The 21,769-nt window shown below is 45.1% G+C and carries 16 protein-coding genes and 1 pseudogene; 4 read left to right on the top strand and 13 right to left on the bottom strand.

Annotation, left to right across the window (positions count from 1 at the left end):
* Window positions 1-352 precede the first annotated feature (352 nt).
* On the top strand, window positions 353-985 hold the full coding sequence (locus KL866_RS10285; RefSeq protein ID WP_025256565.1) for a thiol:disulfide interchange protein DsbA/DsbL: 633 nt from the start codon (window positions 353-355) through the stop codon (window positions 983-985).
* 92 nt (window positions 986-1,077) lie between these two features.
* The gene (locus KL866_RS10290; RefSeq protein ID WP_025256566.1) at window positions 1,078-1,668 is read left to right on the top strand and encodes an HD family hydrolase; all 591 of its coding nucleotides are present in this window, start codon (window positions 1,078-1,080) and stop codon (window positions 1,666-1,668) included.
* Window positions 1,669-1,738: 70 nt separating this feature from the next.
* Here the strand turns inward: KL866_RS10290 and KL866_RS10295 are convergent, their stop codons facing one another.
* The 11 genes and pseudogenes from KL866_RS10295 to KL866_RS10345 form a co-directional block, all read right to left on the bottom strand.
* Window positions 1,739-2,959, bottom strand: coding sequence for an alginate export family protein (locus KL866_RS10295; RefSeq protein ID WP_025256567.1), 1,221 nt, complete (start codon window positions 2,957-2,959; stop codon window positions 1,739-1,741).
* 135 nt (window positions 2,960-3,094) lie between these two features.
* On the bottom strand, window positions 3,095-3,970 hold the full coding sequence (locus KL866_RS10300) for an ABC transporter ATP-binding protein (protein ID WP_025256568.1): 876 nt from the start codon (window positions 3,968-3,970) through the stop codon (window positions 3,095-3,097).
* Between the two features lie 16 nt (window positions 3,971-3,986).
* Window positions 3,987-4,982 carry an ABC transporter permease gene (locus KL866_RS10305; RefSeq protein ID WP_025256569.1) on the bottom strand — a complete coding sequence of 332 codons (996 nt, stop codon included), beginning with the start codon at window positions 4,980-4,982 and terminating at the stop codon, window positions 3,987-3,989.
* A gap of 89 nt (window positions 4,983-5,071) precedes the next feature.
* Complete coding sequence (locus tag KL866_RS10310) at window positions 5,072-6,481, bottom strand: CmpA/NrtA family ABC transporter substrate-binding protein (protein ID WP_025256570.1); 1,410 nt, start codon at window positions 6,479-6,481, stop codon at window positions 5,072-5,074.
* A gap of 553 nt (window positions 6,482-7,034) precedes the next feature.
* Window positions 7,035-8,351, bottom strand: coding sequence for a PAS domain-containing methyl-accepting chemotaxis protein (locus tag KL866_RS10315; RefSeq protein WP_025256571.1), 1,317 nt, complete (start codon window positions 8,349-8,351; stop codon window positions 7,035-7,037).
* 246 nt (window positions 8,352-8,597) lie between these two features.
* A complete protein-coding gene (locus KL866_RS10320) occupies window positions 8,598-9,584 on the bottom strand; it encodes a glycosyl transferase family protein (RefSeq protein WP_214994930.1) in 987 nt (328 codons plus the stop codon).
* On the bottom strand, window positions 9,568-10,545 hold the full coding sequence (cobA, locus tag KL866_RS10325; protein WP_214994932.1) for a uroporphyrinogen-III C-methyltransferase: 978 nt from the start codon (window positions 10,543-10,545) through the stop codon (window positions 9,568-9,570). Before cobA ends, KL866_RS10320 begins: the two co-directional genes overlap by 17 nt.
* Before the next feature lie 12 nt (window positions 10,546-10,557).
* Window positions 10,558-13,467, bottom strand: coding sequence for a nitrate reductase (locus KL866_RS10330; protein WP_214994934.1), 2,910 nt, complete (start codon window positions 13,465-13,467; stop codon window positions 10,558-10,560).
* Window positions 13,468-13,556: 89 nt separating this feature from the next.
* A complete protein-coding gene (gene nirD, locus KL866_RS10335; protein WP_214994936.1) occupies window positions 13,557-13,925 on the bottom strand; it encodes a nitrite reductase small subunit NirD in 369 nt (122 codons plus the stop codon).
* Between the two features lie 77 nt (window positions 13,926-14,002).
* Window positions 14,003-16,551, bottom strand: a pseudogene (gene nirB / locus KL866_RS10340) (nitrite reductase large subunit NirB).
* Window positions 16,552-16,880: 329 nt separating this feature from the next.
* Window positions 16,881-18,446: a SulP family inorganic anion transporter gene (locus tag KL866_RS10345; RefSeq protein WP_025256577.1), complete on the bottom strand. Its 1,566-nt coding sequence runs from the start codon at window positions 18,444-18,446 to the stop codon at window positions 16,881-16,883.
* A 458-nt stretch (window positions 18,447-18,904) separates the two neighbouring features.
* Here KL866_RS10345 and KL866_RS10350 point away from each other — a divergent pair, with 458 nt between their 5' ends.
* The gene (locus tag KL866_RS10350; protein WP_014948232.1) at window positions 18,905-19,192 is read left to right on the top strand and encodes a hypothetical protein; all 288 of its coding nucleotides are present in this window, start codon (window positions 18,905-18,907) and stop codon (window positions 19,190-19,192) included.
* Window positions 19,193-19,497: 305 nt separating this feature from the next.
* Complete coding sequence (locus tag KL866_RS10355; protein ID WP_025256579.1) at window positions 19,498-20,838, top strand: nitrate regulatory protein; 1,341 nt, start codon at window positions 19,498-19,500, stop codon at window positions 20,836-20,838.
* A gap of 94 nt (window positions 20,839-20,932) precedes the next feature.
* Here the strand turns inward: KL866_RS10355 and KL866_RS10360 are convergent, their stop codons facing one another.
* Together KL866_RS10360 and KL866_RS10365 are read right to left on the bottom strand one after the other, a co-directional pair.
* Window positions 20,933-21,136: a helix-turn-helix transcriptional regulator gene (locus tag KL866_RS10360; protein ID WP_025256580.1), complete on the bottom strand. Its 204-nt coding sequence runs from the start codon at window positions 21,134-21,136 to the stop codon at window positions 20,933-20,935.
* Window positions 21,129-21,611 carry a hypothetical protein gene (locus tag KL866_RS10365; protein ID WP_025256581.1) on the bottom strand — a complete coding sequence of 161 codons (483 nt, stop codon included), beginning with the start codon at window positions 21,609-21,611 and terminating at the stop codon, window positions 21,129-21,131. Before KL866_RS10365 ends, KL866_RS10360 begins: the two co-directional genes overlap by 8 nt.
* Window positions 21,612-21,769: the final 158 nt, after the last annotated feature.

Consider the following 21,769-nt stretch of genomic DNA (forward strand, 5'->3'; position numbering starts at 1 on the left):
TCTGTTCATGGTTAAACGTTTATTCTGCATAGATGGCTTATCCCATAGCGGACGCTGTTGAGCTGGAACTATTGTAGTGTTTGCAAATATCTGCGTTTGCTGATTAGTTAGCTGTAGTAAAATGTTAGGTATCAGACTAGGTGATGTAAGGCACGTGCCGTGATTTCGTTAAATATGATACTTAAGCACAATTATTGAAAATAATATAAAACTTCAATGCGGTCTTTGAATCGCGTTTTTTAGTTAGCTTATCGCGTACTAAGGCCTTGAAGTCAAACAGGTCCTAGTTAAGCGAATGAGGCTGTGATAATCTCGACACGATTAATCGTTTTTAAATACAGGATCATAATCCATGAAAAAGTTTGCAGTAATGTTTGTCATGGCAATGCTTTTGCCATTAACAGCGTGTGCCCAAGAGCCAGCGTCTAAATGGAAAGAAGGCACGCACTATAAAGTGCTTGATAAAGAAGCCACAGATAAACCAGTAATTACTGAGTACTTCTCATTTTGGTGCCCACATTGCTTCCAATTTGAGCCAATCGTTGCACAAATTAAAGAAAAGAAAAGCGACGGCACTAAGTTCAATAAAGTACACGTAAACTTTATGCGCTTTACCGGCCCAGAAGTACAAGACGATGCCACCAAAGCCATGCTTATTGCACGCGCATTGAAGCAAGAAGATGCTATGAATGGTGCTATCTTTAACTACATTCATAAGCAGCGTGCGTCTATCACAGGGCTGAAAGACCTTCGCAACATCTTTGTTGTTAACGGCGTAGACGGCGCAGAGTTTGACAAAATGGCTAAGAGCTTTGGCGTTAACAGCATGGTGCGCAAAAACCAACAGCAAATTGATGAGTACCGTGAACACCTAACAGGTGTGCCTAGCTTTATTATCAACGGTAAATATCAGCCAACGTTCACCTCTGATATGACGTTTGATGACATCGCCGACCTTATCGTGTGGTTATCAGAACAGAAGTAATTACCGCTTTTTAGCAACTACGCTTCACATCATACCCTTAATAATTGAATGGGCGCTAAGGCGCCCATTTTTACACCTAGGAGCCTTTTAACATGCATGCTGTTAGTGATTTTGCCGATTTCATCTGTGAACTCGATCAACTCAAAGCGGTTAAGCGTCAGATTACGCTTCCAAGTGATGACTATCGACAAGAAAACTCCGCAGAGCACAGCTGGCATGTCGCATTAATGGCAAACATGTTAAGCGAATATGCGGCCAAGCCAATTGATATAACGCGAGTTATTCGCATGATCCTTATTCACGATATTGTGGAGATAGACGCTGGCGACATGTTTGCGTTTAATGAGCAAGCCGATCATGATGCACAAGCTGAGAAAGAACTTGCGGCCGCTAAGCGCATTTTTGGTTTATTGCCACGTCCACTCGATAGCGAACTGCTCAATTTATGGCTTGAGTTTGAAGCTGCAGAAACCGCTGATGCTGAATTTGCGAAAGCTATGGACCGAGTACTTCCTGTATTTCAAAATATGAAAGACGATGGAGGAAGTTGGAAGCGTCACGGTATTACAAGAGAGAAAATTGAAGCGCGAAATGCCCATTTGAAATCTTGTGCACCGGCACTGTGGGACTATGTTATGCAGCAGCTAGATACTGCCGTTGAAAAAGGCTGGCTAAGTCAGTAACGACTTAGCCAACCCAAGCTTGGTGTAGCTATACCACTATGCTGTATCTATAAGTAGATTCGCGCAGCAATTAAAATCGTGTACCAACCCACATCCAAAAGCGGTTAGCATCTACTTTAATATCGCCTGCGTCGTAAGTACCGTACTTGATGCCGAAGTTGTACTTACCTGCAAACTTCTTGGTGTATTGAACATTGAATTCGCTACCTAAATCATCAACGCCATTGCTGCTGTCGTCAGCGCTGAAATCATGATAAGCCAAAAGCCACTTACCACCGGCTAAGCCACCAGAAAGTGAAAACTTAAGGTCTTGTAAGCCTTGCGCTGGTGTACCCAAAAACTGATCGGTCCAACCGTTGAATTTATGCAGCGTAGCAAGGGGCGTCGCAAAACCGTACAAACCGTCATCAGAGCCTAATACCTCATAATCAACTTTTGCTGTTACGCCTGAGAAGGTGGCGGCTAAATACGCATTTAGGTAAGAGGCGTCAAAGTCAGTGGCTGTTTCTCCTGCGCCGGCTTCGCTCGATTGCGTAGCAAACTCAGCACCATAAGCCCAATTTACGCTGTCACCTTTCATTTTTCCATCATAGCTTACGCCATACGTATCTAGCGCATTATCCGTATCATTATCTACTTCTAACAAATACGCGTAGGCCACGAACTTACCGATTTTCGACTTATAAGTAGCGTGAAGGATATGATCTTTTGAATCTAAATCAGCGGCTTCTGCGAAAATTCGGTTGCGCTTGTACAAATAGCTATAGAAAAGCTCTAAGTTGTCGGTTGCCGCATATTTAGCGCTTACGGCATCAAAGGTCTGACGGTCCTGTCTCCAACCAACGTGACCAACGAATCTGTGGTCATCTAGTGTAATAACTTGGCGGCCTACTTTCGCAGTAAAGTTATCAGCTTTGTATTGAATGAAGGCTTGGTCTACTTCAGTGGTTTCAGGGTCCGCAATTACCGAATATTCACCCACGTTAAAACCAGTAGGCCCTACGGTAAACTCATCCTGCCCCATTACAATTCGGCTATCTTCAACCTCGGCGGTAAATGAAAAACCATTAACGCTCCCCGAGCTAAAGCCTAAACGGGTGCGCAAGGTCAGCGCGCTTGCATCTTCTAGTGCATTGTCTTGATCTACAGCCTCATAGCGCAAATTCAGATCAACCCATGCCTTGGAGTCGCTTAATGCGGTGTGAATATCAGCGGCCATCGCGCTGCTGCCCAATACTGCCATTACAGATGCAGCAAGCATATTAATGCTTAGTTTTTTAAACGTGTTCATGCGTGTTCCCTATCGGTTTAAATTTAAATTTTTATTAGTCAGCACTTACCCAGCCAGCATCAAAACGCTGGTTGAAAAGTGAAAGTTATAGGTGGTGGGCGGTAAAACTACCGCCCTTATCAGATGCCGATAGTGCTAGGCAGCATCTGATTTCTTAGTGTCTTTTTTTTCAGATGTCACCCCGCTGGGTTTTGATGATGTGTTGTTAGTACGTGAAGTAACGGTTTCAACCTTTTTCTGCTTATCATATAGGAAGGTTAATACCTCATGTCGGTAGTGGTTGTACTGTTTGTTATCTGCAAGTGCTAATCTGTCTCGCGGACGAGGTAATTCAATATCTAAGATTTCGCCAATAGTGGCTGCAGGGCCATTGTTCATCATTACAATGCGATCAGATAGCAACACGGCTTCATCCACATCATGGGTAATCATAATGACGGTATTACCTAAATCAGCATGAATTTCCATTAGCGAGTCTTGAAGGTGAGCACGGGTTAATGCGTCAAGCGCGCCGAATGGTTCGTCCATCAATAGCACTTTAGGTTCCATTGCCAATGCACGGGCAATACCTACTCGTTGTTTCATCCCCCCGGAGATCTCACTTGGCAATTTGTCGAGTGCGTGAGTCATGTGTACAAGCTCTAAGTTGTGCATTATCCAATCGCGCATTTCGCCTTTACTTTTGCCTCGCATGGTCGATTTCACGGCCAGCTCTACGTTTTTATACACCGTAAGCCAAGGCAATAAAGAGTGGTTTTGAAATACTACAGCACGTTCGGGGCCCGGTTGCTTCACTTCAGCACCATCTAATATTACGCCACCTGAAGTTGCCTGGTGTAGACCCGCGATGATATTAAGCACCGTTGATTTTCCGCAGCCAGAGTGCCCAATTAGTGATACGAATTCACCTTTGCTAATTTTAAGATTCACATCTTGAAGCGCAGTAAATGGCCCCTTCGGTGTTGGGAAGTCGATACCTACCTGCTCTAACTCTAAGTGTTTAGTGTGCATAAATTTCTCCTCAAGATTAGCGTAATACGCTCGACTTATCCCAGCTTACCGCACGCTGAATTGATAACATTAAGCGGTCTAAAACGAAACCAATTGCCCCAATAGTAAGCACTGCCACCATAATCCGGGCTAAGGATTCTGAACTGCCGTTTTGAAACTCATCCCAGACAAACTTTCCTAACCCTGGATTTTGAGCAAGCATTTCTGCTGCTATGAGTACCATCCAACCAATACCAAGCGACAACCGAAGCCCAGTGAAAATCATCGGAATTGAAGACGGCAGTACTATTTTCGTAAGGTGAGCAAAAGGCGTAAGACGCAACACCTTGCTCACGTTGATAAGATCTTTCTCAATATTTGACACCCCTACCGCGGTGTTAATTAACGTTGGCCATAAGCAGCAAAGCGAGACCGTAAAGGCAGAGGTAACAAATGACTTAGAAAACGCCGGGTCGTCACTGACATAAAGTGCACTTACTACCATGGTGACCAGTGGTAACCACGCTAGCGGCGAAACAGGTTTGAATAATTGAATAAGCGGGTTTATCGCCGTGTAGGCTGATTTACTTAAACCACACAAAATACCCAATGGGACTGCGACTACTGATGCAATAAAGAACCCCACCATAACGGTATAAAGGCTGGTCCAAATCTGATCAAAGAAAGTGGGCGCACCGGTAAAGTCTCTTACCTTCGGTTCATAAGTAGGATCCTGTGCCATGCGTGCGGCATTTCGTGCTTCTTGTCGCTGATAAAACGCATCTGCCTTTTCACGCTGAGCAATATGCTCATCAACTAAGGTACCTGCTTGTTCGAAAACATGTGCAGGGCCAGGAAATTGCCCTAATGACGTATCGATACTTTTTGCAACGCCATTCCAAATAGCCAAAAACATCAGCAAGCCGATTACGGGCAGCAACAACACGGGCATGGATTGATATAAACGACTCAACACAGAGTTGGCGTTTGACGGCGACGATGGAAGGCGAAGAATGGTTGTCATCTTGCTCATTGCTTGCTCCTGACTCTTGATGTGCGCAAATGCGCTGTGTGAGTGCCCCACCTTCGCAAAAGCGACGACGGGGCTATTGTACGAGACACTTAAAGTACAGTGTCACCCTTGAGACCAATATCAAATCGCTCTAAGTAAGCGTTTGGCTTGCTTCCATCGAACGTTACGCCATCAATAAACTCGCTCTGAGGCGGCTTATAACCTGTTTCCGTTCCAAACTCAGGGAAATCAGAAGCCTTTGCTTTACCCTCAGCGATCAGCGCTTTAGCGGCCTGAGCATAAACTTCTGGCTTGTAGACTTTTTTGGCCGTTTCTTTGTACCAATCGTCAGACTTTGCTTCTGAAATTTGGCCCCAGCGGCGCATTTGTGTGAGGTACCAAATCGCATCACTGTAGTATGGGTAAGTAGCGTTGTAGCGGAAGAATACATTGAAGTCTGGCACGTCACGCTTGTCGCCTTTTTCGTATTCGAAGGTGCCCGTCATGCTGTTAGCCAATACGTCTTCGTCAGCGCCTACATAGGTGCTTTTAGCAAGAATTTTCACTGCTTCAGGACGGTTAGCGTTGTCGTTTTCATCCAACCACATTGCTGCACGAATTAAGGCTTTTACCACGCGTATGTGAGTATTTGGATACTTGTCAGCCCAACCTTGGCTTACGCCAAACACCTTTTCAGGGTTGTTTTTCCAGATCTCATAATCGGTAATTACAGGTACGCCAATGCCCTTAAATACCGCTTGCTGGTTCCATGGCTCACCTACGCAGTAGCCATAAATAGTGCCCGCTTCCATTGTGGCCGGCATTTGTGGTGGTGGCGTTACAGACAATAGCGCTTGTGCATCGATTTGACCTGCGGTATCACCTTTGTGAGGTGCGTAATAACCTGGGTGAATGCCACCTGCTGCTAGCCAATAACGCAGCTCATAGTTGTGAGTAGAAACAGGAAATACCATACCCATATTGAAAGGTTTTCCAGCGTTGCGGTATTCATCAACGACTGGCTTAAGATAATCAGCTTTGATTGGGTGTACAGGCTTGCCATCTTCCTGTGGAATGTGGGCCTTCATTTTTTCCCAAATCTCATTTGATACAGTAATACCATTGCCGTTTAGGTCCATGCTAAACGCAGTCACTACATGAGATTCCGTACCAAAGCCAATGGTTGCGCCAAGTGGCTGACCTGCAAGCATATGAGCGCCATCTAGCTGGCCATCAATAACCCGGTCTAGCAGCACTTTCCAATTAGCTTGTGCTTCTAGTGTGACGTACAGCCCTTCATCTTCAAAAAAGCCTTTTTCATACGCCACAGCGAGCGGCGCCATATCTGTCAGTTTAATAAAACCAAACTTCAGTTCTTCTTTCTCTGGCCATCCTACTGCAGGCGCTTGTGCTGAAACAGATGTTGAAAATGTTGCTACAGAGACGACAAGTGCAGCACAGACGCTTGCGCCCACCGTTCTAAAGCGTTCTAGTAATGATGTTGCCTTTAACCCAGTCATACGTATTCCTCGTAGCCAAAAAAAAACCCACCAGCTAAAGACATTTGACTGTCTAGCATGGTGGGCTTCGTTGCCGTGTTAGTAACATCGGAGTAATTACTAACGCATCAAGTTGTTATTGGTAAGTCAGGAATTCCCGCTCACACACCTCATCTTAAAGGGAGGTTATATAAAAGCTTTAGCTTAATAAAACCATCTTTTTTATTGTTATTATCATTTGCCATAAATGCTGGAGAAGATGGAGCTTCCCTACTGCTCTCCACTGATTCCCAATAATTTTTCTTATTCACACTATGGAAAATGTTGTGCTTTACACGATGCCTTGTACGACATCGTTGTTTTGCACGTAGTAGTTAGCAGTCATTGTGCCAAAAATTTAAATATATGATTAATAAGAAAATACCAGAAAAAAAGGCGTGTACTTGGAACATAAAGAAAGGTTTAGCGCACCAAAACGGGGGAGGTGTTCAACCATGGTGCGAGTTAACAGGCACCACGAATGAACAAATTAAAATGCATAAGTGCGTTTGAAACGATTGATAGATGCCCTGCTCTAAAGGCGCTTAGTGAACTGTCCGATGGCGTTCACAACCTCGTTTGCGCCACTTTGAATCTCTCCCATCGCATTACCAGACTGCGTTGAATATTCTAACGCTTCGCGGGCTTTTTCCTGCCCTGCTTCAATAAGCTGAACGGCATTTTCAGTAAGTTTTCTGTTCTCTACTACAACGTTTACTATCTCTTCCGTAGCGCTACTTGTCCGTGAAGCCAATTGTCTTACTTCATCAGCCACTACAGCAAACCCTCTACCCTGATCTCCTGCGCGCGCAGCCTCTATCGCGGCATTCAGGGCAAGCAAATTGGTTTGATCAGCAATACCACTAATACTTTTAACCAAATCAGCAACTTTTTGAGATTGCTCATCGAGGTCTTTAATGCCTTCGCTCGCACTACCCATTTGTGCAGTAAGTTCGTTCATAGCCTTTACTGTTGCATTAAGCACTTCGTTACCTGTACGTGCCTGTTCCCCCGTCTCTTGCGATATATTAAACGCCACGTTTGCCGCTTCAGAAATAGCAAATTCACGCTGCATTTGCTCAGTGATGACAGTGGCAAACTTAACGACTTTATAAAGGTTTCCGTCTTCATTTCTAATTGGGTTATACGACGCTTCCAACCAGACTTCGTTGCCCCTACTATCTACTCGCTTGAACCTACCTGACTCTAATTTCCCTTCAGCTAAATCTCGCCAGAACTTTTTATATTCTTCTGAATTAGCTTCTTGTTCGGTACAAAACATTCTATGGTGCTTACCTTCTATCTGGTCTATGGAGTACCCCATACCTTTAAGAAAGTTGTCATTTGCTTTTATTATCGTTCCATCTAAATTAAATTCTATGACAGCAGATGATCGCTGAAGCGCAGCAATCATATCGCGAAGTTCGTTACTATGAGTAATGTTCCGCGTTTGTTCGGCCATGTAGAAGGCGATAAATTTCACATTCCCATTAGCATCATCAACGGGCTGTACAATACCTCGCACCCACATTTCTTGGCCTTTTGCATCCATAAAGCTGACAGCACCGTGCCAATGGCGATGCGTTTTAATCGCACCTAGCATATCTTGCGTTGCAGGTTTTCTGAGTGCATTTTGGCTCATCATCCTCTCAAGAGACTTTCCCTCTAATTCACCTATTGAGTAGCCAGTAGCCTGAGAACACAAGTCGTTAATAGCATGAACCCTACCGTCAGGGTTCATGTGTATATAAAGCATCTCTTCACGAAGCTCTTCTTGAACCGTGTGATATGCCTCAATTTCCTTTTGCAAACGTGAGTTTTCAGCTATCAACTCTTTATTTTTGAAAAACATTCTCTGCTCCTGATGAACCAAGCTTTGCTCATTCTTCAGCTAGTAAGCTTTCGACGATGCAGCCCACAACAAAAAGGCTTTGCTGCTTCACTCGTGATTACGGTTATGTCTGAAACGATAAGCTAATTTTTTTTGGTTTTGATTAAAGATAGCAGAGGAATTGAAGTTTATACCAATCCGCATAGATAATTGCCCACTCAGAAGGCGCTGGCAAGTTACCTAGCGAAGCGTGGGAATGCAGGAAGGCTAGAATGGCATTGCCGTTTTTTGTCTTTTTGACCAAAGTTCCCTAGCTTGAGATAAGGCATCCGCCACATCACAATTATTAAGAAGTACTAAGTAGCTGCTAAGCGTGCTTAAAATAGCCTGTTCACCGTAAAGGCTATTCGCTTTACCCGCCCACACATCGAGCATATCGTCTACGTTCATATCTTTGTCTTTAAGCGCCCATTTGTCGGCAACCACCGGCATTATGACTTCGTCAGTTTTACCATTACGGCTAATGAAAAGTTCGGTTTCTCGTTCTCCATTGACCTCGGGGTCGCCGCCATCGCCGCGAAAACAAAGGGCGTTTATCGACGGGTAATTTTCATTAACGCGACAATGCTTATGATCAAGATGCATGTGGTAAACCCCCTGCACACAGAACTCTGCGCCAGTGGGGTTCAATAACCTGGCTAGAGTGTTGGCACAAGAACGCAACCCAAACACGTCTCGCAGCTTAATAATGGTATCTAGGGACGGTAACAAATAAGATAAATCGAGATAGGTTACGCCTTTATCAGCCAGCTGTTGTTTTGCCTCGCCGATACTGCTGACTTCGGGAAGGCCCAGCTTGGGTAGTGCTATGCTCGCATACAGGCGTCCTGAGCCCGGCTCATGGGCACCGTGAAGCATAATTGAATAACCGTTTTTGGCCAGTACAGCTACCGCCAGTAAGTACCAAGGAAGCTGGCGACGTTTTCCTGCATAACACCCAATATCTAACGTCGGGGTAAGTGTCTTAACCTCTGGCTCAATAAGTTCTCGGCATGCATCAACAAAACCAATCACTTCTTCTGGCGTTTCTTCACGGGTACGAAGTAACATAAGAAATGCGCCCCGTTGATCGCCGGTCACTTCATTGGCCAATACCATTTTCATGGCATGATAAGCTTCATCCCGGGTAAGGCTACGCCCCCCTTTTTGACCCTTACCAATAATCTTTATGTATTCGCTAAATGGTTGCTGCATGCTCGGATGAATGTAGTAGAAGTGTATTTACCTGTTGACGTGACTCTACCACCTTTCCAAATATAAGTAACGTAGGCCCAGTTAAATTTGCAGCCTTTACTTTGCCATGAATATTAGCAAGCTCACCAGTGATTACGCGCTGTTGAGACGATGTAGCATTTTCAATTACCGCTACCGGCCACGAACTTGGCACCTTGTGCTGTTCCAATCCTTTACAAAGTCCCTCAAGGCGGCTTAGCCCCATATAAACCACCATGGTCTGCTTTAATACATTCTGCGCCATTGGCGCCATTTCAGGCCATTGTTTTGCATCTTTAAAATGTGCGGTCACAAAACTCACCGATTGGGCACAGCGCCTGTCGGTAAGAGGAATACCCGTATAGGCAGACACGCCCGATGCTGCAGTAATACCAGGAACAATAGCAAAAGGAATGTTAGCTTTTGTTAGCGCATCGGTTTCCTCGCAGGTTCTAGCAAATAAGGCTGGGTCACCACCTTTTAGTCGCACCACGGTGTGGCCCAAACTGGCAAGTTCAACCACCCGTTTGCAAATAGCGTCTTGGGTAAAACTATGCTTTTTGCAGCGCTTTCCTACGTATTCTTTCGCTACACTAGATGGAATAAGCGAAAGGATATCTTCGCTTACAAGTGCGTCAAACAGTACCACGTCAGCTTGCTGTAAAAGGCGAAGCGCTTTTAAGGTAAGTAGCTCTGCATCGCCAGGGCCTGCGCCTACAATAAATACTTGGCCCTGCTTTTGACGCCCATCACCAAGGTTTGCTGTTTTCAGCCACTTGTTTAAGTACGTATACTTAGCTAAAGATTTGAAATTGTCATTAGGCTTACGAGTGGTCGAAGTTTTATTCGAAGTTGCATCGCGATAAAAAAGATTAGACAACGGTTTCTGCTGTTTGAATAAGGTGCGCAAAAACGGTAAAGACCAACTAGAGGCAATTGACATAATTTAACGCTCCTAAACAGATTGGGTTTCTATAACTAAATGCTTGTCTATAAGCTCAGACAAGGCAGGCTTGCAAGAACCACAGTTAGTGCCGCATTTTAACTGCTTACCAAGTTCGCTTACCGATGAGCAGCCTTTGGTGATGGTGTCTGTAATCGTCTTTTCACGTACTTCAAAACAGCTACAAACCACATCGCCATTTAAAAATGCTTCATCCACTTGGCCTCGTAATAAATTGCGTTGTGACTCAATAGAAATCGCAGTATTTAAAAGACTGGCAAGCCACGCATTCGGTACTGACCAAGTGCTTTTTGCAAGTGGCGCTGCCTGCGCTGTTGTATGTGTCGTTGCAGGTGCTTTTTCCGGCTCATCACCTAGGAATGCTGCAAAGCATAATTTGTCATCAACAAGCGCAAGGCAAACTGAGTAGCTGTGATGATGTAACTGTAATAGCACCGCGTTTTGCGGTAACCGTGGTATCAAGGTTTGAGTGAATTCACGACGGCCTTTGTTCGAAGCAACGTTCAATACTGATAGTGCTTCTTCAGAACTACTTTCTTTTGATGTAGCGCCTTCGGCCTCAAGCGGTGTTTTATTCCAGTAATCGCACGCTTTCTTTAGCGCTTCTTGATTGTCGATGCTGGGATTATCAAGGCTTGTTTTAGAATCGTGTGACGACTGTATTTTTGATGATAAAAAGAGTTTTCCATACGTAGCGTAACGTACAGGCGCAATAGCCACTGCGGCGTGTTTTAGTTCGGGCTGTCCTGAAATTGGGTCTACCGCGCTAGCGTAAAGTGCGCCTAGCTTACTGTGAGAACCCCATTGCGCCGACCAGTGTATAGGTATAAACACTTCTTTTTTGCGCATGTCCGCATCTGTTTTTACCGGATAGATAACTGGAGCGTCTTTGCACACCGTGCTTGTCAGAGAAATGAGGTCATTATTTTTTAAACCCAACTCAGCAGCATCTTTAGGGTTTATGTAGACAGAGGCGCTCGGCATATGGGCAAGTAACTTTGCGGCTTTACCCGTGCGCGTCATGGTATGCCATTGGTCTCTTGCTCGACCACTGTTAACCACGAAAGGGTAAGCGTCTGACGTAACCTGCAATGGGGCTTTATAGGTTACGGGAATGAGTTTAGCCTTACCGCTAGGCGTAGAAAACTGCTTATCTTCAAAAGGGCGCTTGCTAATAAGGTTAGGCTTAGTGTTTGCTTTGAAGTTGGTACCGGATAAGGGCGTATTCAAAGCTGCGTTCTGAAAAGGCCACTGAATAGGTGATAGCCCATTGTACTGAGCCTCATTTAGCCTTTGCAAAGGCGATAGGTCTAACTGGCGCTTACCATTATTGTGATAGCCAGTTAAGCCAGCGTATTCGCAGAATATTTGCGACGGATGAGTAAAGCTAAATGCTTCGCCAAAATCCATTTTAGCCGCCACGTCGCACATAATTTGCCAGTCGTGTTTTGCATTACCTGGTGGAGGCAATATACCGCGCTGACGAGAAATACGGCGCTCTGAGTTCGTCACTGTGCCGTCTTTTTCCGACCAGCCGGTTGCAGGGAGGGCTATGTGGGCGTAGTTAAGCGTATCATTCGATTCGACAATATCAGACACTACGACCATCTCGCACTTTGCAAGTGCGCGCTCAACTTGGCCACGATTGGGCATACTGACAACAGGGTTAGTCCCCATTATCCAAACGAACTTAACCTTGCCACTTTCTATTGCGTTAAAGAGTTCTACAGCTTTAAGACCCTGCCCTTTGGGCATAACGGGTGCATCCCAGTAGGTTTTTACTGATTCGATATGTTCAGGGTTGTCTAAATCCATGTGGGCCGCTAGCATGTTAGCTAGCCCACCTACTTCACGCCCTCCCATGGCATTGGGCTGACCTGTGATGGAAAATGGACCACAACCGTCTTTGGCAATTAAGTCTGTAGCCAGGTGACAGTTAATGATGGCTTGGGCTTTATCTACACCAGCTGAAGACTGATTAACGCCCATAGAATAAAAAGTAATTGCACTAGACGCTTTACAGAATGCGTCGAAAAAAGCCTTAACCTTGCTTAATTCTATACCGCATACGCCAGCCACGTCATCCAGTGTTAAGGTACTTGCACTTTCAAGCGCTTCATCAAGCCCCTCGGCATAAGTTTCGACGGTGTTTCTATCTATTCTACCTTGCGCGTCTGCATAGCTAAGTAAGCCGTTAAACAGAGCAACATCGCTACCTGGTTTTATAGGAAGGTGTAAGTCGGCTATCGTACAGGTTTCAGTTTTGCGAGGGTCGACAACGATGACCTTCATATTTGGGTTCTTCAGCTTTGCTCGCTGAATGCGTTGAAAAAGTACTGGATGGGCCCACGCCGCATTACTTCCGGTGATCACTAATAAATCTGTACACTCTAAGTCGGTGTAATCGCAAGGCACCACGTCTTCACCAAAGGCGCGCTTGTAAGCAGCTACGGCTGATGACATGCAAAGTCGAGAGTTGGTATCTATATTGGCACTGCCGATATAACCTTTCATAAGTTTATTGGCAATATAGTAATCTTCGGTGAGAAGCTGGCCTGATACATAAAAAGCAACGGCATCCGCGCCATACTGCGCAATGGTAGATGTGATCTTATCCGCAATCACATCGGTGGCCGTGTCCCAATCCACCGATTGACCTGCTATGGTTGGGTGAAGCAAACGTCCATTTAGGTCATTTGTTTCAAGCAGGTTTGTTCCTTTAACACACAATCTTCCATAATTGGCGGGATGCTCTGGCGTGCCTTTAACAGTGTCCAGGGTTACGGCACGCTTGCTTACGTTGCAACTGATATCTACACCACACCCTACGCCGCAGTATGGGCATGTTGTTTGTCTTAATTGTTCAGACATCATGTCGGGTTGTTGTGTAGCCATATTCATTTCATTACCTTTTTCGAGTTCGCAGTAATTGAATGCGTTTTTGCAAGAAGGCTCTATTCATGTGGGGCATTCAAATAGGGTCTGCTTGCTTAAACGCCTACAAATACCTTCTCGCCCTCTACCTTCACAGGGTAAGCCGTGACGAATACATCATCGTGCTCTTTACACAGCCCTGTTTCTAAAAAGTAATGCTCTTTGTACAAAGGCGAAGCGACAACGGGTGCACCGCCTATCGACCCCAAAAGCCCGCGATAGAGCACGTTTGCTTTACCAATAGGGTCGTAATTACTAATGGCAAAAACCCGGGGTTCGCCCTTTATTTTCAAGCAGAAAATGGCCACTTGCTGTGAGTCAACAAGGGCGCAAACGCCACTGTTTGTTACCAAGTCGCTCGTCTCACAAACCAAGTGCCACTGCACTGCCTGTTCTGACGCTATTACGTTTTGCGCAGCTGTCATAATTTGATTCTCCTAACAAGATTGATAAGCCAGTGGCTACACCATTAATTCAGTGGCTACACCATTAAACCTATGGGCTACACCATAGAGACGGGAATAAACTGATCTTTCCCCGCTACTTTTTCAGCTTCCGTGGCTGGGCGAACCTGTCCGCGCTCTGAAACAAACTGAATATTGGTGTCGCTGGCACTACTGTTTACAAATTGACGGAAACGCTTGCGAGATTCAGGATCTTCAATAGTGGTTTTCCATTCGCACTGATAAGCATCAACCACATCATCCATCTGCGCTTCTAGCTCTTCATTAATGCCAAGTGCATCGTTGATCACAACATCTTGCAGGTAAGCTAACCCACCTTCTAAGTTGTCCATCCACACTGATGTGCGCTGTAAGCGGTCGGCCGTTTTCACATAAAACATCAGTACGCGGTCGATGTATTTAATAAGCGTTTCGGTGTCTAGGTCGGTAGCAAACAAGTCTGCATGTCGTGGCTTCATACCGCCATTTCCGCACACATACAGGTTCCAACCTTGCTCGGTAGCGATAACACCAATGTCTTTGCTTTGTGCCTCTGCACACTCGCGGGTACAGCCTGATACGGCAAATTTGATTTTATGCGGCGCACGTAGGCCTTTGTATCGGTTTTCTAAATCAATAGCCGTGCCCACCGAGTCCTGCACACCGTAGCGACACCATGTACTTCCCACACAGGATTTCACAGTACGTAGCGCTTTCGCATACGCGTGACCGGTTTCAAACCCACCGGCTACTAACTTTTCCCAGATGTCAGGCAAGTGCTCTACGCGCGCGCCAAATAAATCGATGCGCTGCCCACCGGTGATTTTGGTGTAAAGGCTATATTCTTTAGCCACTTCCCCTAACAAAATGAGCTTCTCGGGCGTAATTTCTCCGCCAGGAACGCGAGGCACTACAGAATAGGTACCGTCTTTTTGCATGTTGCCAAGATAGATGTCGTTGGTGTCTTGTAAGGGTAGGTGTGAAGCTTTTAGGATGTAGTCGTTGTAGACTGATGCCAGAATAGAACCCACAGCAGGCTTACAATTTCACAACCTAAACCTTCACCATGCTGTTCAAGTAGCTCGTCGAAGGTGCGAATGCCGTTAACTTTAACAATGTGAAACAGCTCTTGTCGGGTGTAATTGAAGTGCTCACATATGGCTTTTGATACTTCCACACCGCGCTTTTCAAGCTCGCTGTCTACCACATTTTTAAGCAGGGCGGCACAACCCCCACAACCAGTACTGGCTTTAGTTTCACCTTTTACGTCGCCAACGCTGCAACAGCCACCTTCAATAGCTGAAATAATGTCCCCCTTTGTCACGTTTAGGCACGAGCATATGGACGCGGTGTCTGGCAGTGCATCGGCACCTAGCGCGGGTGCTGCATCGGAGGATGGAAGAATAAGGCTTTCTGGGTGTTCAGGTAATTCGATATTGTTAAGCGCATACTGTAAAAGCGTGTCGTAATCACTCGTATCGCCAACAAGTACAGCACCAAGCACGTACTTTTGCTCGCTATCTACCACCAGCTTTTTATACACGCCTTCAGGCTGATTCAAGTAGGTGTAGCTAAGGGCACCTTCTGTACGTTCGTGCGCATCACCAATTGAGCCCACTTCTACGCCCATTAGCTTCAGTTTGGTACTCATATCTGCGCCAACGAACTCGGCATCGCCACCTTTTATATGACTTACTGCCGTGCGCGCCATGGTATAACCAGGTGCAACCAAGCCAAAAATTTTGTTATCCCACAGCGCACATTCGCCCACTGCGTAAATATTAGGGTCAGAGGTCACGCAGTGGTTATCAATGACAATACCGCCGCGCTCGCCTAATGTTAATGCTGACTTTCTACCAAGCTGATCTGACGGACGAATTCCGGCAGAAAATAAAATCATGTCGGTTTCTAGCGCGGTTCCGTCAGCAAACACCATTTTATAGCGGCAGGTATCACCAGCTTCGATAGTTTGGGTTGCCTTTTGGGTATGAACGGTTACGCCTAAATCTTCAATTTTGTCTTTGAGCACGGTGCCACCGGCTTGATCTAGCTGCACTGCCATAAGCTGCGGGGCGAACTCAACCACATGGGTGTCTAGACCTGCTTGCTTCAGAGCATTCGCAGCTTCTAAACCTAGAAGACCACCACCAACAACTACACCAACTTTGCTCACCGCTGCTGACGCTTCAATAGCGAGCAGGTCGTCTATAGTGCGGTACACTAGGCAATGCTCTTGATCGTTACCTGGAATGGGGGGCACGAAAGGATAAGAACCGGTGGCAAGAACCAGCTTGTCGTAGTTGAACACCTGCCCTTCTGACGTTGTGACTTTATTATTGTCACGGTCAATATCAGTAACTAAGGCATTGGTAACAACATTTATGCCCCACTCGGCATACTGAGCGGGTGTAGTAAGCGCTAAGTCGTCAGCACTCGCACCACTAAAAAAAGATGACAAATAAACGCGGTCGTACGCGAGGCGAGATTCGCCGCATAAAACGGTTATTTCTACATTGGCATCGCTTTGATGAAGCTGCTCAACAAAATGGTGCCCCACCATGCCGTTGCCTACGACGACAATTTGCGTTTTTGAGTCCAATGAAGTCATGGTATTCCCCTTTTTTCGGGACAAAAAAAAGCCCGCTTCAACTTTCGTTGATGCGGGCTTCGTTGCCTATTTTGCTAGTACTGACGCTAAAGTTCAGCAGAATCTAGCTAACACATTTTACGGAGTGTTATAAATCACACAATTTTTCAGCGATTGACACAAATCACTAAAACACACTTTACGCTTATAGCTATCCAAGTTCAGTGCCAAATTCGTAATACATTGTTTTTATTAAATTTACCGTAAAATAAGCATTATACAGACTTCACAACTGCACCAAACAAACGCAAAACTGTGTTTACTTGGTGCATTAAGTGCTATCGAATAACTTAGGCGAGTTTATCCGTCGCTACGCGGTAGCGAGGGTCTTCTACTACGTTAATTTCAACAAATTTGTCGGCCTTGCGAAGCAGTGAGCGACACTCATCGCTGATATGACGAATGTGTAGCTTCTTACCTTGCTCTTCATATTTATCGGCAAGGGTATCTAGTGCGTCGATACCTGATGAATCCCAAATACGAGAGTCTTTAAAATCGATAACGACATCTTGTGGGTCGTTAGCGATATCAAACAAGTCTTTGAAATGCGATACCGAGCCAAAGAAAAGCGGGCCATCTAGTTCATAGACTTTCCAGCCGTCATTATCAATGTGCGACTTAGTTTCGATATGACGAGCGTGTTTCCATGCAAATACAAGGGCAGAAACGATAACACCCACAACCACCGCAATAGCAAGGTCAGCAATAACGGTAACGCCTGTCACTAGAAATAGTACAAAGGCATCTTCTTTGTTTACGCCGCGAATAATTCTGAATGAGGCCCACTCGAAGGTAGCGATTACCACTACGAACATTACGCCAACAAGAGCAGCTAGCGGGATCATTTCAATAAGCGGTGCAGCAAATAGAATGAAACCTAGTAATACAAGCGCGGCTGTAATACCAGATAAGCGCCCACGACCGCCAGAATTAATGTTGATCATGCTTTGACCAATCATGGCACAACCGCCCATACCACCAAAGAAACCGTTAACGGTATTTGCAACGCCCTGGCCAACACACTCTTTGTTACCGCGCCCTCGGGTATCGGTCATTTCGTCAATTAATGAAAGCGTAAGTAGCGATTCAATAAGACCCACCAAGCAAAGAATCACTGAGGTTGGTAGTACTATCATGAAAGTTTCCCACGTGAACGGCACCATAGGAATAGCAAAGCTAGGAAGTTCACCCGCTAGGGTTGCGGTGTCACGCTGGTCAGCCGGTAGCAGGTCACGAACAAAGTCGATTACCGTACGTGCTTCTAAGTCGAGGCCGTGTACTAATGCTGTTACCGTAACAATCGCTACTAGCGAGGCTGGAACAGCTTTGGTTAGCTTAGGTAACAAATAGATAATGGCCATGGTTAACGCCACGAGCGCAAGCATCCAGTATAGCAGCGTACCTTCCATCCACTGTAGTTCTCCAGCAGCGTTAGTAACTTTGAACTGGCCTAGCTGAGCTAAGAAAATAACGATCGCAAGACCGTTTACAAAGCCAAGCATTACCGGATACGGCACCAAGCGAATAAACTTACCGAGCTTGAATATACCGCACATTATTTGCAGTAAACCGGCTAAAATAACCGCGGCGAATAGATATTGCACACCGTGTTGGGCAACCAGTGCCACCATTACAACGGCCATGGCGCCGGTAGCACCAGAAATCATTCCAGGGCGACCGCCAATAGCAGAAGTGATTAAGCCCATCATAAATGCCGCATAAAGACCAATCATTGGTTCTACGCCGGCCACAAATGCAAATGCAACGGCTTCAGGAACCAGGGCAAGTGCCACTGTAATGCCTGATAGCACGTCGTTCTTAACGTTGCTGTCTTTACTGGTAATTAAATCGAACATGTTCTCTCAGAAGCTAAGATGTTAAACACAACAACCCACCGTGGCGTAAACTGCATGAAAGCAGTACACCAAGTAGGCAGGGTAATTTTTCGGCGATTCTATCACTATTGTAGCTTAAAATCTTTTAATAGATTGTTACTAGCGTATAAACACAACTCAGAGGATGCCGCTGCAAGGCTAACTGAGCGAAAGTCACTTCACATATTCTCAACCCAGCTTCTTAAATTAATTTCAGACGCGCTAAATTTTTGTGCCTTTGCTGACAAAAGGCATCTTACGTGGCATCGTATTGCAGTATTTTTATAACCTAGCCCATCGGTGCGCTTAGCTCGTAGTATTAGCTCGTAGTATTAGTTCGTAGCATTAGCTCGTATTATTAACCCGCTACTTTGCGCTAAGTTGCACTCAATGATGAGGCAATAATGTAAGGCATAGGCCTTATTTGACGAGGAGTTTACGTGGTACCTTATATTCTTACCATTTTGTGCGTGCTAGTGGCAGGCGCGATTCATTGGATGTCGCCAAAGGCTTATTGGAAAGCCACCATTATGTCTACCGCCGTTATCTTACTATTTTCTGTCGCTGCATTGTTTATCTTTAAGGCTTCTGGAATGCTAGTTAGCGAGCATACGGGTGAAAATGCAGACTTCTCAGGGCAGATGCTCACCATTACGACTATGATTGCCTTCTTCGGCTTCTTGATTTCTTTATTTGTCGGTTGGTTTCTCCGCGTGGTTAGAAACTAGCTTTTAAAATTAAATCTATACATCTGCAGGCGGATTGCACCATTAAAGTGCAATATCGCCTACTCTCTCCTAAAGTGCCCGTCTTTTTTAACTCATCAAATAGCAATTGATTTTGCTTAACACTTATAAAAGCCACGTCTGTTAGGCATTCAGAATATTACGCACCCATCCAAACTTTGCCTAAATACATTCTTATAAACAGGGCATAAGTGTTGCTTAATTTAATGTGCTTTAAAGCAATACTTCGCAAAAAAACTATCAATAAAAAAGCGAATTGCGTAAACCAACATTTAGCAGGGCCTCTTATGCTGCACGAACCTGAACAAACCATTGCGCTTTGTAGCGATGCGACCAAACGTTTTTTGCTCGCCGCAAAACATGCAGAAATCACTGTGTTAGAACAGCTTTCTAGTAACTGTCGTATTGTTATTGCGGTTCGTGAGCTTATACATGAACTGCAAAAAGAGCGCGGAGCCAGCAATATCTTTCTTGCGTCTAAAGCCGAGCGCTACCAAGTTGAGCGAATGCAGTATGTCAGTGCTAGTGAACAAGCAGAGTCAATGCTAAAAAGCCATTTGAAGTCTCTCTACTTAACTGATGAGATCACTTCTGGTAACCCGCGCCTATTAAGCAGTATTACTTTAGCCATGCAGGCGACAGACTATTTGCCACGCTTAAGAGAACAAGTCAGTAAGCAGCAGCTAACGCCACTAGAATCAACACGAGCCTACAGCCGTTTAGTGGCAAGTTTACTTACTGTCATTTTTGAAGCAGCAGATATTGCAAGCGATCCAACCATTACCCGCTTACTGGTTGCTTTGTTCAACTTCATGCAGGCCAAAGAATATGCAGGGCAAGAGCGAGCGTGGGGGGCAATTGGTTTTGCAGAAACCCATTTCGATGCGCGCCTATGTGAAAAGCTTACTGCGCTTCAGCATGCCCAAGAGCATCACTTCAATATATTCTGTGAATTTAGCTGTAAGCCGCATAAAGAGGCATTGGAAGCTTTAAATAAAAGCCCTGCCGCAATAGATATTACACAGCTTAGAAATATGATCGCGCAGCTAGGAGACGGCAGCCCTATTGCCGGCGAAATATCAGAAGTTTGGTTCGACGTTGCAACCCGACGTATAGATGCAATGCAGGATATCGAGGTAGCATTGACCGAAGCCTTAACACAGCAAACTAACAGTAAAGTAGCCAATGCAAAAAATGAAATGGCCAATCATCAACAGTTGCTTACACGCTTTAACAATGAGCACGCCAATGATGGCTCGCCGCTTACTTTACTGTTTGACCCCAGCATGCCCGGCTTAGCGGAAGATACAAAAGACGACGAGATTAAAACGCTGTCACTCGATGAGCAGACTAAAACCTTATCGGCCCACCGCTCTTTTTACGACTTACTGCGTTCACAAGCCCAGCATATAGAAGACATGGGACGAGAGCTTGAAGAGACTAAGCGTGCAATTCAAGATCAGAAGCTGATAAGCCGAGCAAAGCTGGTAGTAATGGAACAATTTGGACTAAGCGAAAACAATGCGTATCGCCGACTGCAAAAACAAGCGATGAGCGAAAATACAACCATAGCGGCTATTGCCACTAAGATAGTAGATATTACTACGAAAAATTCAGCCGTAAGGTAAGTAGAAACTAATACCGATTCTGCGGTCTTCAGTAGCGCTGCTGCCACTTTTCAGCAGCAGCCACTACATTTTAGTTTTATATTAAGCTACCGCCTTATTTGAGTTCGAACACCTGCTCAACTGGGATAGCAAAATGGGCAGCAATTCTTAGCGCAATAACAACCGATGGTGTGAAGCGTCCTGTTTCTACGGTACTTATGGTTTTTCTGGAAACACCAATCGCATCAGCTAATTCTTGCTGAGAAATTTTATGTTGCAATCGGAGCTTGTGAATGTGGTTGTCTAAATCTTCATTCATCTAGGTCTTCCTCTCGCAGTTTCCATAGAATAGATGTTCCATGGGCGGCTGCGGCTACACCGAGCAATACTTGAAGTGCATTGGTAATCTGATAGGGAGCAATTAATTCTACAAACCACCTGCTATCCCCCCAAATAGCGAGCATGATTGTGCCAAAAATCAGTATATGACAGGTAACGCGCAAGCTAAATGAGCTGACATAGTCTACGTATTCATCATCAAATGTTAGTGTCCAAAAGCCCAAATGCGATATATTTTTGGCGAACTTCATTGATTTAATACCTAACACTACACAGTAAATAACACTTGCTAAAGACGCTAACCCTAATGACAAGTAGATAGGTGAGTCCGTATCGTTAACCATAGCTAATGCGGCTTTAACTAAAACAAAGAACGCTAAGGCGAGACTGATTTTGCCAGTTATTGTTAAATACTCTTGCTCAGTCTCTGGTGGTACCAAAATTGATGTTGCCATTTTTAAATCCTTTAATGTTTAACGGGCTTTAATGCCGTTGAAGCTCACTGCGTTTTAACATTACATATGATACCTAAACGGATCATATGTAACCTATAGGTATCAATGATACCTTAAGGTTACATAACTGCAAGTTTTTTATTCAATTCCAGCGCTGC

Source organism: Alteromonas sp. ALT199, assembly GCF_018619335.1.
Taxonomy (GTDB): Bacteria; Pseudomonadota; Gammaproteobacteria; order Enterobacterales; family Alteromonadaceae; genus Alteromonas.

Coding starts and splice junctions, on each gene's coding strand:
- KL866_RS10285 (WP_025256565.1), top strand. CDS start 353: ATGAAAAAGTTTGCAGTAATGTTTGTCATGGCAATGCTTTTGCCATTA.
- KL866_RS10290 (WP_025256566.1), top strand. CDS start 1,078: ATGCATGCTGTTAGTGATTTTGCCGATTTCATCTGTGAACTCGATCAA.
- KL866_RS10295 (WP_025256567.1), bottom strand. CDS start 2,959: ATGAACACGTTTAAAAAACTAAGCATTAATATGCTTGCTGCATCTGTA.
- KL866_RS10300 (WP_025256568.1), bottom strand. CDS start 3,970: ATGCACACTAAACACTTAGAGTTAGAGCAGGTAGGTATCGACTTCCCA.
- KL866_RS10305 (WP_025256569.1), bottom strand. CDS start 4,982: ATGAGCAAGATGACAACCATTCTTCGCCTTCCATCGTCGCCGTCAAAC.
- KL866_RS10310 (WP_025256570.1), bottom strand. CDS start 6,481: ATGACTGGGTTAAAGGCAACATCATTACTAGAACGCTTTAGAACGGTG.
- KL866_RS10315 (WP_025256571.1), bottom strand. CDS start 8,351: ATGTTTTTCAAAAATAAAGAGTTGATAGCTGAAAACTCACGTTTGCAA.
- KL866_RS10320 (WP_214994930.1), bottom strand. CDS start 9,584: ATGCAGCAACCATTTAGCGAATACATAAAGATTATTGGTAAGGGTCAA.
- cobA (WP_214994932.1), bottom strand. CDS start 10,545: ATGTCAATTGCCTCTAGTTGGTCTTTACCGTTTTTGCGCACCTTATTC.
- KL866_RS10330 (WP_214994934.1), bottom strand. CDS start 13,467: ATGAATATGGCTACACAACAACCCGACATGATGTCTGAACAATTAAGA.
- nirD (WP_214994936.1), bottom strand. CDS start 13,925: ATGACAGCTGCGCAAAACGTAATAGCGTCAGAACAGGCAGTGCAGTGG.
- KL866_RS10345 (WP_025256577.1), bottom strand. CDS start 18,446: ATGTTCGATTTAATTACCAGTAAAGACAGCAACGTTAAGAACGACGTG.
- KL866_RS10355 (WP_025256579.1), top strand. CDS start 19,498: ATGCTGCACGAACCTGAACAAACCATTGCGCTTTGTAGCGATGCGACC.
- KL866_RS10360 (WP_025256580.1), bottom strand. CDS start 21,136: ATGAATGAAGATTTAGACAACCACATTCACAAGCTCCGATTGCAACAT.
- KL866_RS10365 (WP_025256581.1), bottom strand. CDS start 21,611: ATGGCAACATCAATTTTGGTACCACCAGAGACTGAGCAAGAGTATTTA.